The organism is Hornefia porci (assembly GCF_001940235.1).
Classification (GTDB): domain Bacteria; phylum Bacillota; class Clostridia; order Peptostreptococcales; family Anaerovoracaceae; genus Aminicella; species Aminicella porci.
In genome coordinates, this window is record NZ_MJIE01000001.1 from 187781 (window position 1) to 201232 (window position 13452).

The window sequence follows — 13452 nt, forward strand, 5'->3', positions numbered from 1 at the left end:
GCCGGCGGTGCACAGACAGGCGCACAGATAATGGAAAGGAATCATTATGGCAGATAAAGAGAAGAAAAAGAAAGCCGCGGCGGAAGGGAAACCGGTTACGCAGCCGCCCGCGGGGAAGACCCGCCCCAGACCGCGCAGACGCGCGGCCCGCAGAGCGGAAACACCGCCCGCCCGGAGGCGGAGTGTACTCTTTGTGACACCGGAATGCGCACCCTTCGCCACCTCGGGAGGCCTGGGAGAGGTCGCAGGATCGCTGCCGGCCGCACTGAACAGGAGCCGGAAGACCAGGATGGACTGCCGGGTCATTCTGCCGCTGTACGGAAAAATCAGCGACGAATACCGCAAAAAAATGAAATTCCTCGGAGAGGGCAGAGTTCCGGTGGCCTGGAGGAACCAGTACATCGGCCTGTTCGAGCTGAAGAAGGACGGGACGGTGTACTATTTCATCGACAATGAATATTACTTCAAGCGGGACGGACTCTACGGCTATTACGACGACTGCGAGCGTTTCGCGTATTTCAGCCGCGCCGTGTTCACCGCCATGGAAATCGCGGATTTTCATCCGAATATCATACACGCCAACGACTGGCAGTCTGCGCTGGTGCCCATATACCAGAATTCTCTGGTGCGGAAGGCTTTTACCAGGACGGTGTTCACGATTCACAACATCGAATACCAGGGGCATTACGGAAAAGACGTTCTGGAATCCTGTCTCGGTCTGCCGGAGGATCAGGAATATATTGTAGATTTCCGCGGCGACGTGAATCTGATGAAGGGTGCCATCGAGAGCTGCAATGTGCTGAGCACGGTCAGCCCGACATATGCACAGGAGCTGAAGGACCCTGTTTTTTCCTTCGGCCTCGACGAGATCATCCGCCGCAATGAGCATAAGCTGACCGGAATTCTGAACGGCATCGACGTCAGAACCTACGATCCGGCCCGTGATCCGCTGATCGCGGCGAATTACAGCGAAAAGGATCCGTCGGGAAAGGCGGACTGCAAGCGCGCTCTCCAGGAGGAACTGGGGCTTCCTGTCCGAGACGTTCCGATGATTACGCTGATCTCCCGGCTTGTGCCGGCGAAGGGCATGGATCTGATCATGCACACGCTGGACGGAGTTCTCCGGAACAATGACGTGCAGTTCGTCATGCTCGGCACCGGAAACGGCGAATACGAGAACTATTTCCGGAGCCTGCAGTACAATTATCCGGATAAGGTCTGCTCCATGATCGAGTTCGACACCGCCAAGTCCCACCGTGTCTACGCGGCCGGCGACATTCTGCTGATGCCGTCCAGATGTGAGCCCTGCGGACTTTCCCAGATGATCGGATGCCGCTACGGCGATATCCCGGTGGTCCGGGAGACCGGCGGGCTGAAGGATTCCATCAAGGACTGTACGCTGGGGGACGGCAACGGTTTCACTTTTGCCGATTACGGCGCGGAGAGCTTTTATCACGCGGTGATGAACGCGGTCAGCCGCTGCGGGGACAAAGACAAATGGGGGCCGCTGGTGCGGCACGATCTGTCGATGGACTTCAGCTGGCGAAAGGCGGCTGGACAATACATTCAGATGTATGAGGCCATGATGGAGCGGTGAAGGAACAAAGAAGGCGCAGCGACAAAAATCAGTCAAAATGAAGGGAAGGGTATAAATGACAGAGAAAAAGGCAACTGAGAAAAAAACGGCAGCGAAGACGGCGAAAGCCGGGAGGACAGGGAAGACCGGAGCCGCCGCCAGGACATCAAAAGCCAAGACACCAAAGACGAAGGCAGCGAAGGCGAAGGCGACAAAGGCTGTAAAGAAGGTGGAAGAGGCCGTGCTGGAGGTGCGGGAAGAAGCGAAGCTGAAGGACAGACTCAACACCGTACTGGAATACGACCTGCACACCACGCCGGAGGAAGCCGACGCACAGCAGATGTACAAGGCTTTGGCCCGTGTGGTCAACGAGCAGCTGCGCCGGCGTTACATCGATTTCAAGAAGACAAAGGAAAAGGCAGAGCAGAAGGATGATGTCAAAAAAGTTTATTACATCTGCATGGAATACCTGATGGGTCAGTCTCTGCGAAACAATCTCTTCAATCTCGATGAGATGGACGAGGTTCAGGAAATTCTGAAAGGTTCCGATCTGACACTGGAGGAGATCTTCGACTGTGAGCCGGACGCCGGTCTCGGAAACGGAGGTCTGGGCCGCCTTGCCGCATGCTTCCTCAGCACAATGACGACCGACGGCTATGACGCTACCGGATTTTCCCTGCGTTATGAGTACGGCCTTTTCAAACAGAAAATCGTCGACGGCTGGCAGGTGGAGCTTCCGGACAACTGGCTGCCCGGCGGTCACGTCTGGCTTAATGAGAATGCGGACGATCCCTTTAACGTGACCTTCTACGGAACTTATCAAGAGTACTGGACTGAGGAAGGACTGAAATTCAATCTGGAGAACTCTCAAGTGGTGCAGGCTGTACCGTATGACATGTACATCTCCGGCTATGAGACTAAAACCACAAACAAGCTGCGCCTTTGGAAGGCCGTGGATTCCGACGGCTTTGATATGGCAACCTTCAACAGCGGTGACTTCACCAGAGCGGCGCAGAAGAACAACAGCGCCGAGGTGATCACCAAGGTTCTGTATCCGGCGGACAATATTGAAGAGGGAAAAGAGCTGCGGCTGAAGCAGCAGTATTTCATGGTGTCGGCGTCCTGTCAGAACATCGTCCGGGACCATTATAAGACTTACGGAACGCTGGATAATTTCCACAAGAAAAACGTGATCCACATCAATGACACGCATCCGGCTCTGAGCATTCCGGAACTGATGCGGATCTTCATGGACGATTACGGCTGCTCCTGGGATTACGCATGGGAACGGGTAGTCAATACTGTGTCCTACACCAACCACACTGTTCTGGCGGAGGCGCTGGAGAAGTGGAACGATTCGCTGGTTCGCGGACTGATGCCGCGGATCTACGTTATCATTCAGGAGATCAACCGCCGCTTCCGGGACGAGATGAACCAGAAATTCCCGGGAGACTGGGGGAAAATCGATTATATTTCGCCGCTGGGGGACAATCAGGTCCGCATGGCCAACCTGGCGGTGCTGGGCTCCCATCGGGTCAACGGCGTGTCCGCGCTGCATTCCAAAATTCTGCAGGATGATCTGTTCCATGACTTCTATCTGGCGGATCCGGACAAGTTTACCAATGTCACGAACGGAATCGCATACCGGAGATGGCTTTGCCAGGCTAATCCGGGGCTGGCAGAACTGCTGGACGAGACCATCGGGTCCGATTACAGAACCGATTACCACCGCCTGGCGGACTTCGAGCGTTTCGTCCGGGACGAGACTGTGCTGGATCGCCTCGAGGAGATTAAACACGCCAACAAAGTACGCTTCGCCGGCAGAGTCAAGTCCGCCCAGGGCGTTGACCTTGATCCGGACTCTGTCTTTGTCGTCCAGGCCAAGCGACTGCATGAATACAAGCGGCAGCTGCTGAACGCTCTTCGCATCATCAGCCGCTACCAGGCCCTGAAGGCGGATCCGAATCTGGATATGCGGCCGGAAACGTATCTGTTCGCGGCCAAATCCGCACCGAATTACTATCTGGCGAAATCGGTGATCCAGTTAATCAGCAAAATCAGTGAGGAAATCGAGCAGGATCCCCGGATCCGCGAAAAACTGAAGGTTGTATTTCTGGAGAATTACAGTGTCTCCATGGCAGAACATCTGATGCCTGCGGCGGATATTTCCGAGCAGATTTCAACGGCAGGCAAAGAGGCCAGCGGCACCGGCAACATGAAGCTGATGATTAACGGCGCGGTCACCATCGGTACGATGGACGGAGCCAACGTGGAGATCTACGACGCTGTCGGACCGGAGAACATCTTCATCTTCGGAAAGCGGGTCGAGGAGATCCGGAAGATCCTGTCGGAGGGATACAGCTCCGGCGCCGTCTACAGCGGTGATCCGGTTCTGAAGGCTGCTGTGGACCGCTTGAGCGAGGGCTTCGCCGGCATGAGCTTCCAGAACCTGAAGGACTACCTGCTGCAGCCCGGATACAGCATCGCCGACCCGTATATGTGTCTGCTGGATTTCGCGGACTACTGCCGGGTCCACGATGAAATGTTCGCAGCCTACGAGGACCGCAGAAGATGGAACTCCATGTCCGTCGTGAATATCGCGAAGGCGTACCGGTTCGCTGCGGACAGTTCGATTCAGAACTACGCGGATCAGATCTGGAATACCCGTCCGGTCTGGCCGGTGTAATGAAGGTGATGCTGCTCCGGAATTTATCTTCGGTGCATTTTGTGTGAACATGGTGGGGATATGCGGAGTATATTTACCGCATATGCCTGCAGTGGGTAATATCCGCATATTCCCCGGGAATAAAGGGTTGAAAAGTCAGCCCTTCCTCTGATAAAATAATAGCAGTGTTTTTTTAATCACGGCCAAGGGTTCTTGGAGCCGCAGCCGCGGTGGATGTTTTGTGATGTGAAATTCTCTGACAGAGCGAGTATGATTTGTGAGATTAAAAAAATAGGAAGAACAAAGTATTTCAGACAGGCTGTCCTGATAGCAATCGATTTACTGATCGTGTTTTTCTGCACGTGGGTAAGTCTTTTAATGCGCTTCAGCTGGTCTGCGATTCCTGCTCAGTATGAAATTGCGGCGATACGAACGCTGCCGGTGGATATGATCCTGACACTGGCGGTTTTCTGGAGTTTCCGGCTGTATCACAGTGTATGGTCGTATGCGTCCATCAACGAACTGATCCGTATCTTCAAGGCTGTTACAGTTCTCATCGTCCTTGAGATCTGCTATAAAATGATGTTGTCGGTAATGATGCCGAGAAGCGTCTATTTCATGGTCTATATTTCTATGCTGGTACTCGTGACCATGAGCCGTATGTCAATCCGGATTCTGAAATATTATCTCGGAAAAAAGCGAAGCGTGGAGGACCGCCGGATCCGGACCATGATTGCAGGCGCGGGATCGGCGGGCGCCACTCTTTTGACTAATACATTCCCAATCTGCCGGACTATACAGTACCGGCAGACGGGGTTGAATCCTTCCGGGGACGACCGCGCTTGCGCTTAGGCTTCGGCTCGGTTTCATCCTTGGGCTTGGGTTTACGCCCACGCTTCTTCGGTGCCGGTTTCGGCACAGGCCTTGACAGACCGAGTGCTTCAAGCTCATCGAATACGAGTTGCAACGTGTGAACCCAATAGCCATCATCAGTCGCCGGCTCCTCCGGAGCATCTGCCTTTCGCCAGGCAGATGCCAGGTCATCCATCAGCTCGCCGTAGGATATCTTCTCGAGTAATCCTGCGTTCTGGGCCTTGCGGATAATCCGACAGGTGGCAACCGTTGATATGAAATTGATGAATTCGCTGCCGATGACGGAGAAGTCTCCCTGAACATCGGTGTGGTCCAGGCATTCATCGCTCTTGTACCGATTGAAGACCATCTCCAAAAGCCAGCGGTCTTCGTAACAGAGGTATGCGGCTTTTGGTTCCAGATCCTGATCGGATTCAAGAACGATCACTCCGAAAGTTGCCTGCTTCCTAGCATATTTCTCAGGAGAGAAGGTTCCTTTCTTCTGAGCATTCGCCAGATACGAGGCTTCTTCGGCGGATGCCTTCCTGGCATCCTTGAAGGCATACAGGTATCGGCCACCCTTGATCTGCTTCTTCTTGTAGACCACATGGGCATCGATGCCGGACAGCACGCCTTCGAAAGCGAGCATGTCATTGCTCGATATACGTGTGTCATTGCGCTTGATCGGTGTGAGGAAGTGCAGATCCGGACGTTCCTGTAGTTCCTCCTTGATCTTGCTTGGTGGGAATCCCTTGTCAGCGACAATGATCCCTTTGCGGATGTCATTGTCACGGATGAACGCCGGATAACTGCTAGCATCGATGCTGTTGCCGGGGAAGACCTCAGCGCACACCGGCTCCATCCGTTCAATGTCGTAGGCATACAGGACGGATACCTCGCAGATGCCGCGCACTCTTGCCTTGCGGGAGTACGCAGACAGGTCATTGACCTTGCTGTTGTCCTGCTTCAGCATCCCGTCGATGGCAATGTGATGGTCGGCAGCCGTTGCCTTCATTCGCAACTGGTAGAACTGTCTTCGTCTGGATCCGTTCATCCCGATCCGCTGAAGCAGACTGCCGATGGAATTCCTGGACATGGCTGCACCGGGATAATCTTTGCATACGAACGTCCTGAGGTAATGCGTCCGCGCTCGATCCGCTGTAATGGCTGGCTTGATAACCCGGAGGGTAGCCAGAGACATCATTGCATAGACATCGGATGCGTCGTATACCGCAAGCAGATCCTCCTTAAGGTCTGCAGTCACAGACTTGACCAGAGCAGATGCTCCGTAGGACAACATGTCCGGCAAGTCTGCACCCGGATCCTTTTCGGGGAGAGGAACAAACTTGTAGTCAATAATGTGACCGATAACCTTGCCGTTTTTTGGCTGCGGGTTGCCGCCGGGAACGTATTTCGAGGATCCTCGCTGCCGGACAGCATAGCGTTTGGGGCCATCCCCACCGTTGTCATCTACAACGGTATTGACTGGCCGGGGGACCGCTCTGATTTCAGCTGGTACTGGCATAAAAATCAACTCCTTTATATAGTCCTATTATATCATATCTGGACTATATATGGTAGTGCTTTATGCACTTTTTTACAAGAATCTTTCGCAGATTCTGGGGTGCTGCGCCGCCAAAAGGAGCTGTTTTCCAGGGTTGCTTGTCAACTGGTGCCTTGCTTTGAGGCGTAACACGGTATATTTGGCTGGATTACAGGCTTAACCTATAGTCCGGCATTTTGGGAAAGTATTATTTGACTGAGCTGCGCTGCAACAGCTCCGGTAACGCCAATGTTGTCTGTATGGTGGATGACAACAGCAGCAAATGGGGAAAATATCTGCACGGCGTGCCGATTGAAGGCGGACGGGATGATATTCTCAGATTGACGGAGCGTTATAAGATTGAAGAGATTCTGATTGCCATGCCCTCTGCTTCTCAGAACAATATTTCCGATGTGGTCGACATCTGCAGCCGTACAGACTGCCGCGTCAGGATCCTTCCGTCAATCGTGAGCAGCCTCGAGGGAAATATCTCCTCGAATCTGCGGGACATTTCCTATGAGGATCTGCTGTCCAGAGATCCCGTCGATGTGAACGACGCGGGAATCGATGAATATATCGAGAACAAAGTTGTGCTGGTCACCGGCGGCGGAGGCTCCATCGGATCGGAACTGTGCCGTCAGATCGCGAAGCGCCGGCCGGGACAGCTGATTATTCTGGACGTGTACGAGAACAACGCCTATGAGATTCAGATGGAACTGAAGAACCATTACCAGGAAGAGCTGGATGTACGGACGGTAATCGCCTCTGTGCGGGACTATGACCGGATGGACTGCGTTTTTGCCCGCTACAGGCCGGATATCGTATTTCATGCCGCCGCCCATAAGCATGTTCCGCTCATGGAGCAGTCTCCGAACGAGGCAATCAAAAACAATGTGAAGGGTACGCTGAACACCGCGATGCTGGCGGACCGGTATCGTGCGCATAAGTTCATTCTGATTTCCACTGATAAGGCGGTGCGGCCTACCAATATAATGGGGGCGAGCAAACGGATATGTGAGATGATCGTTCAGGATTTTGCGAAGAAATCCGACACCGTGTTCGGCGCGGTGAGATTCGGAAACGTACTGGGCAGCAACGGCTCCGTGATTCCTTTGTTTCTGCGCCAGATCGACGAGGGCGGTCCGGTCACCGTGACTCACAGAGAGATCACGCGATTCTTCATGACCATCCCGGAAGCCGTTTCCCTGGTGCTCCAGGCCGGAGCTTACGCATCAGACGGTGAGATCTTCGTCCTCGACATGGGAAAGCAGGTGAAAATCTACGATCTGGCCGTCAGCCTGATTAAAATGAGGGGGTACCGGCCGAACAAAGACATCGAGATTCGGATCATCGGTCTGCGTCCGGGCGAGAAGCTGTACGAAGAAGTCCTGATGGATGAAGAGGGGCTCAGCACGACCGGAAACAGACTGATCCATGTCGGGAAACCGATTGAGATGGATTATAAAAAGTTCGAAGAGAGTCTGCATGCGCTGATTGCCGCGGCGGATGATAATGTGAATGATATTAAAGAGCGTACCCGTGAGATATGCGACACATATACGATATACAGATACTGAGGGGGCAGAGCAATGAGAACGATACCGTTTTCACCGCCGGATATCTCGGACGCTGAGATCCGGGAAGTCGTTGAAACGCTGAAATCCGGGTGGATTACAACCGGACCGAGAACAAAAGAATTTGAACGAAAAATATCAGAGTATATCGGGACGAATCGGACCGTATGCCTGAATTCGGATACTGCGGCACTGGAGCTGACGCTTCGGATACTGGGGATCGGACCGGGAGACGAAGTCATTACAACGGCGTACACATATACTGCCTCTGCCGCGATCATTGAACATGTGGGAGCTCGTATCGTCATGGTGGATACGATGCCGGATGCCCCTGAAATCAATTATGAGCAGGTGGAAGCCGCGGTTACAGAAAGGACGAAGGCGATAATTCCTGTGGACATCGCCGGAGTGATGTGTGATTACCGGCGTTTACATGAGATCGCGGATTCAAAGAGCCGGCTTTTCCGGGCGAAAAATGAGCTACAGCAGGCGTACAACAGAATGCTTGTAATTGCGGACTCTGCACACGGCTTTGGCGCGCGTTTCGATGGAGTGCGAAGCGGGAATCAGGCGGACTTCACCTGTTTCAGCTTCCACGCCGTAAAGAATCTTACGACTGCGGAAGGCGGAGCAGTTACATGGAAATCGACGCCCGGCATAGAGGATGCCGGACTGTACAGGCAATATATGCTTTATTCGCTGCATGGACAAAGTAAAGACGCCCTTGCGAAGACGGCGGCGGGAAGCTGGGAGTATGATATTTCACTTCCCGGATTCAAATGCAATATGACGGATCTGCAGGCTGCCATCGGATTGAAGCAGCTGGAACGGTATGATGCGCTGCTGGCGAGAAGAAGAACGATAGTTGAAAGATATCAAGAAAACCTGCGGGATTTCCCTGTCGCGGTGATGAAGCATATTGACGCGGAACGGGAGTCAAGCTGTCATCTCCTCATCACGCGAATCGGGAACGCTGATGAACCGGTTCGAAACGAGATTATCCGGAGACTGGCAGAGCGCGGAGTGGCGACTAACGTTCATTACAAGCCGCTGCCGATGTTTACCGCATATAAGGATCTGGGATTCAATATCAGCAATTTTCCGAATGCCTTTGCGTTATATGAGAATGAGATCACGCTGCCTCTCCATACCGGGTTAAGCGATTCGGACGTGGACTATGTTTGTGATTCTCTGACGACGGTGCTTCAGGAAGCCGGGCTGTTATGATTGTGCGGAAATGGGAAAAGCTCCCGGAGCGCATACGCTCAGAGAAAACACGTCCGTATTATGAACTGCTGAGAAGAAAAACACCTTCGCTTATCGTGAAACGTCTCTTTGATCTTCTGGGATCTTCAGTGCTGATCGTGATTTTGTCTCCGGCAATGCTGGCAATCGCATTATGGATCCGGATGGACTCAAAAGGACCGGCGATTTTCAGACAGAAGAGAATCACACAGTACGGAAGAACCTTTGAGGTTTATAAATTCAGGACGATGGTCAGCAATGCAGAGCAGCTTGGAGCGCAGATTACTTCCGGTGAGGATTCGCGGATTACACGGGTCGGGAAGAAACTGAGGGGGCTGCGTCTTGACGAGCTGCCGCAGCTTTTTAACGTGCTGGAGGGCACAATGACCTTTGTCGGCACCAGACCGGAGGTTCCGGGCTATGTCGAGTGTTACTCGGAGGAAATGATGGCGACGCTTCTCCTGCCTGCCGGAATCACATCCAAAGCGAGTATTTTGTTCAGGGACGAGAGCCGGCTTTTGGAGAACAGTTCGGATATTCACGCCGATTACATTAACAAAGTCCTGCCGAAGAAAATGCAGCTGAACCTGGAGGCACTGAAGGAATTTTCGTGTATTGGTGATATGAAGATCATGCTGTCAACGATAAAAGTGATATTTGGAAAATGACAATGAGCCGTAGTATGAAAAACAAGAAGAATGAATCGAATGAAACAAAACCGGTGATCTGGATTATCAGTCATTATGCCGGAGGGCCGTCCTACTGCCCGCGTATTCCTGATTATTTACTGGCGAAATACCTGCAGGAGCACGGCTACAGGGCTTTTGTAATTGCCTCCAGTTATGTTCACAACACTGAATTGAATTTCGCAGAAGGACGCGAAACAGCGGTTGAAAGAACGGTTGACGGCGTTCCGTTTATTTTCATACGGACAAGAAATTATTCTCATACGTTCGATCGAATGATAAATATGCTGGAGTTCTACTTTAATCTGAAGAAGTGCTACAGAAAATTCCCTGTGCCTGATCTTGTGATGGCTGCGATGCCGACGCCCACAAACTGTCTGGCAGGAGAACAGATTGCCGGAAAATACAAGGTACCGTATATTACAAGTATCGTTGATCTGTGGCCGCTGTCCATTGTTGAATATGCGGACTTCTCAAACAGAAATCCGATTATTCAGGCGCTGTATATCTTTGAGAAATGGATTTACAGGAAATCAGATGCGCTGGTGTTTTCCTGGGAAGGCGCATACGATTACATTCGTGACAAAGGCTGGGATAAGGCGGTTCCTCACAGCAAGTTTCACTATATCAATATCGGGGTTGATCTGGAGACTTTTGCCGGAAATCTGGAGAAGTACCGCGTGGAGGATAAAGACCTTGAGGACGATGTGTTCAAAGTCATGTACTGCGGAAGTGTTCGTACCGCGAATGACATTGACACGGTGGTCTCTTGTGCGAAAAAGCTTAATGAAGAGGGATACGCAGACAAAATCAGATTCATCATTTACGGCGACGGGCCTGACCGGGAGATCCTGGCGGATCTATGCCGGAGAGAACATATCGACAATGTGATCTTTAAGGGGTATATTGATAAGAAGTATATTCCTTATGTTCTCAGCAGAAGCAATCTGAACATATTGAATCTGAAATCGGCAGCAACGCAGAAATACGGAAACAGCTCTAATAAGCTGTTTGAATATTTCGCCGCGGGAAACCCGGTCGTGGCGAACATCGATGAGGGGAAATATCCCATTATTTCCAGGTATCATTGCGGAAAGATCGTAAAGGCGACTTCCATCGAGCAGTATGCGAACGCGATCAGGGACTTTTACGAAATGGATCCGGAAGAATATGCGAAATACCGCAGGAACGCCTTGAAAACAGCCGAACTGTTCGATACAAAGCGTCTGAATGCAGAATGGGAGAAAATCATCAGGAATCTGCTGATTGAGAAAAGAGGAGACTGAGTGAGATGAAGACAATCGTGCTTGCATTCGGAACGCGGCCTGAAGCCGTTAAAATGTGTCCGCTTGTGAAAGAACTGAGGAAACATCCGAAGGATTTCCGTACAGTCGTCTGTGTCACCGGACAGCATCGTCAGATGCTTGATCAGGTGCTGAAAGTTTTTGATATCGCTCCGGATTATGATTTGTCCGTCATGAAGGAAAATCAGACGCTGTTTGATGTTACAATCGGTATTCTGGCGCGGTTTGACCGGGTACTGGAGGAATCGCGGCCGGATCTGGTACTGGTTCATGGCGATACGACGACAACCTTTGCCGCTGCGCTGGCGTGCTTTTATCGACATGTTCCTGTGGGACACGTTGAAGCGGGTCTGAGGACATATAATCTGGATTTTCCGTTTCCGGAGGAATTCAATCGGCAGGCAGTCGGTCTGGTCAGCCGGTTCCATTTTGCGCCGACGGAAAACTGCAGACAGAATCTTCTGCGAGAGGGGAAAAAGCCGGAAACAATTTTTGTAACAGGAAATACTGCAATCGACGCATTGAAAACGACGGTGAGAGAGGATTATTCTCATCCGGAACTGACATGGGCGTCGGACGGAAAACTGCTTCTGATTACCGCGCATCGGAGAGAAAATCTGGGAGAACCGATGCATCATATGTTCCGCGCCATTCGCAAAGTGGTTGAAACACATCCGGATATCAGGGCGGTTTATCCGATTCACATGAATCCGGCAGTGCGAAGAATCGCCGAGGCAGAGTTCGAAGGCTGCGACAGGATTCATCTGATTGAGCCGCTGGACGTATCTGACTTTCATAATTTTCTTGCCAGAGCATATCTCGTTCTGACAGACAGCGGAGGAATTCAGGAAGAGGCCCCGGCTCTGGGGAAACCGGTGCTTGTCATGCGGGATACCACGGAACGTCCGGAGGGAGTATCCGCGGGGACGCTGCGGCTGACGGGCACGGAGGAGCATAAAATCTGCCGGGAATGCGACCGCCTGCTTACATCAGAAGAGGAATATCAGAAAATGGCGAAGGCCGTGAATCCGTACGGGGACGGGACTGCGTCGAGGCAGATCGCGGCAATCCTGAAGGAACACTTGCAGCAGGGTGAAGCTGATGTCATATTATGAGATTTCGGAAGAAAACACACGGGAACTGCAGAGAATCAGTCTGGAGATGCTGCTGTATTTCGACAGATTCTGTGAATCCCATCATCTGACTTACTTCCTGTGCGGAGGGTGCTGTATCGGTGCGATTCGCAATCAGGGATTTATTCCGTGGGATGACGATGTGGATATTTTCATGAAGCGCTGTGACTACGAACGTCTGAAAGAACTGTGGACTGATACGGAACGGTATGAAATCGAGTATACTTCTCCTGAGTACGAGTGCTTCAGCCCGGCTGTGACAATCTGCGACAGGACGACGACCTTTGTCAAGACCTACCGGAAGGATATGAATGTAAGCCACGGCGTCGCCATGGATATCTTTCCGCTGGACGGCTGCCCTGAAGGGATACACAGAGTATGGCAGAAACTGTGTGCAATGCTGTTCTCTCTGTTTACTGTTGAAAAGGCTCCGGAAAATCATGGCGCGCTCATAAAAGCTGCCGGACGTTTCGGATTATTTCTCGTTCCGGGATGGAAAGGAAAAACCCGGGTCTGGCAGTTCTTTGAACGGCAGATGAGCAAATACCGGATTGAAAACTGTGACCGGATTACAGAACTGTGTGCAGGACCGTATTATATGCAGAAGGAATATCCGAAAGATGCGTTCCGGGAAGCAGTGAGAACGGATTTCGAGGGCTGCAGGCTTCCGGTTCCGGTCGGATATGATGCATATCTGACCGAGGCGTTCGGTGATTATATGCGGCTTCCGCCGGAGGAGGACAGGAAGGCGCATCACGAATACGAATTTATCGATTTGGGAACCTCTTACAGGCAGTATTTTGGAACAAAATACTGCGTTGGGAGCGCCGGGAGCATGGACCGGCAAGAGGCGAAGCAAGAGGAAGAAGGATAA

10 protein-coding genes are annotated in these 13452 nt (G+C 52.0%); 9 read left to right on the top strand and 1 reads right to left on the bottom strand.

The window, feature by feature from the left end; translation table 11 throughout:
- Window positions 1–46: 46 nt before the first annotated feature.
- The 3 genes from BHK98_RS00820 to BHK98_RS00830 all read left to right on the top strand — a co-directional run bounded on the left by BHK98_RS00820 (window position 47) and on the right by BHK98_RS00830 (window position 5093).
- Entirely contained in the window at window positions 47–1597 is a 1551-nt protein-coding gene (locus BHK98_RS00820; protein ID WP_083627986.1) for a glycogen synthase, read from the top strand.
- Window positions 1598–1652: 55 nt separating this feature from the next.
- Complete coding sequence (locus tag BHK98_RS00825; RefSeq protein WP_083627987.1) at window positions 1653–4262, top strand: glycogen/starch/alpha-glucan phosphorylase; 2610 nt, start codon at window positions 1653–1655, stop codon at window positions 4260–4262.
- 249 nt (window positions 4263–4511) lie between these two features.
- Window positions 4512–5093: a hypothetical protein gene (locus BHK98_RS00830; protein WP_143404505.1), complete on the top strand. Its 582-nt coding sequence runs from the start codon at window positions 4512–4514 to the stop codon at window positions 5091–5093.
- On the opposite strand, the gene BHK98_RS00835 is transcribed toward BHK98_RS00830, so the two are convergent.
- The gene (locus tag BHK98_RS00835; RefSeq protein WP_075711788.1) at window positions 5035–6618 is read right to left on the bottom strand and encodes a transposase; all 1584 of its coding nucleotides are present in this window, start codon (window positions 6616–6618) and stop codon (window positions 5035–5037) included. The two genes, BHK98_RS00830 and BHK98_RS00835, sit on opposite strands and share 59 nt — an antisense overlap.
- Window positions 6619–6848: 230 nt before the next feature.
- Here BHK98_RS00835 and BHK98_RS00840 point away from each other — a divergent pair, with 230 nt between their 5' ends.
- Genes BHK98_RS00840 through BHK98_RS00865 form a run of 6 tightly spaced genes read left to right on the top strand, consistent with a single transcriptional unit; the run spans window position 6849 to window position 13452 of the window.
- On the top strand, window positions 6849–8213 hold the full coding sequence (locus BHK98_RS00840; protein ID WP_075711789.1) for a polysaccharide biosynthesis protein: 1365 nt from the start codon (window positions 6849–6851) through the stop codon (window positions 8211–8213).
- A 12-nt stretch (window positions 8214–8225) separates the two neighbouring features.
- A complete protein-coding gene (locus BHK98_RS00845; protein WP_075711790.1) occupies window positions 8226–9437 on the top strand; it encodes a DegT/DnrJ/EryC1/StrS family aminotransferase in 1212 nt (403 codons plus the stop codon).
- Window positions 9434–10123 carry a sugar transferase gene (locus BHK98_RS00850; RefSeq protein ID WP_075711791.1) on the top strand — a complete coding sequence of 230 codons (690 nt, stop codon included), beginning with the start codon at window positions 9434–9436 and terminating at the stop codon, window positions 10121–10123. The genes BHK98_RS00845 and BHK98_RS00850 overlap by 4 nt, the downstream gene beginning before the upstream one ends.
- 14 nt (window positions 10124–10137) lie before the next feature.
- Entirely contained in the window at window positions 10138–11427 is a 1290-nt protein-coding gene (locus BHK98_RS00855; protein ID WP_075714874.1) for a glycosyltransferase family 4 protein, read from the top strand.
- A 5-nt stretch (window positions 11428–11432) separates the two neighbouring features.
- Window positions 11433–12560 carry a non-hydrolyzing UDP-N-acetylglucosamine 2-epimerase gene (wecB, locus tag BHK98_RS00860; protein WP_075711792.1) on the top strand — a complete coding sequence of 376 codons (1128 nt, stop codon included), beginning with the start codon at window positions 11433–11435 and terminating at the stop codon, window positions 12558–12560.
- Complete coding sequence (locus BHK98_RS00865; protein WP_075711793.1) at window positions 12547–13452, top strand: LicD family protein; 906 nt, start codon at window positions 12547–12549, stop codon at window positions 13450–13452. The genes wecB and BHK98_RS00865 overlap by 14 nt, the downstream gene beginning before the upstream one ends.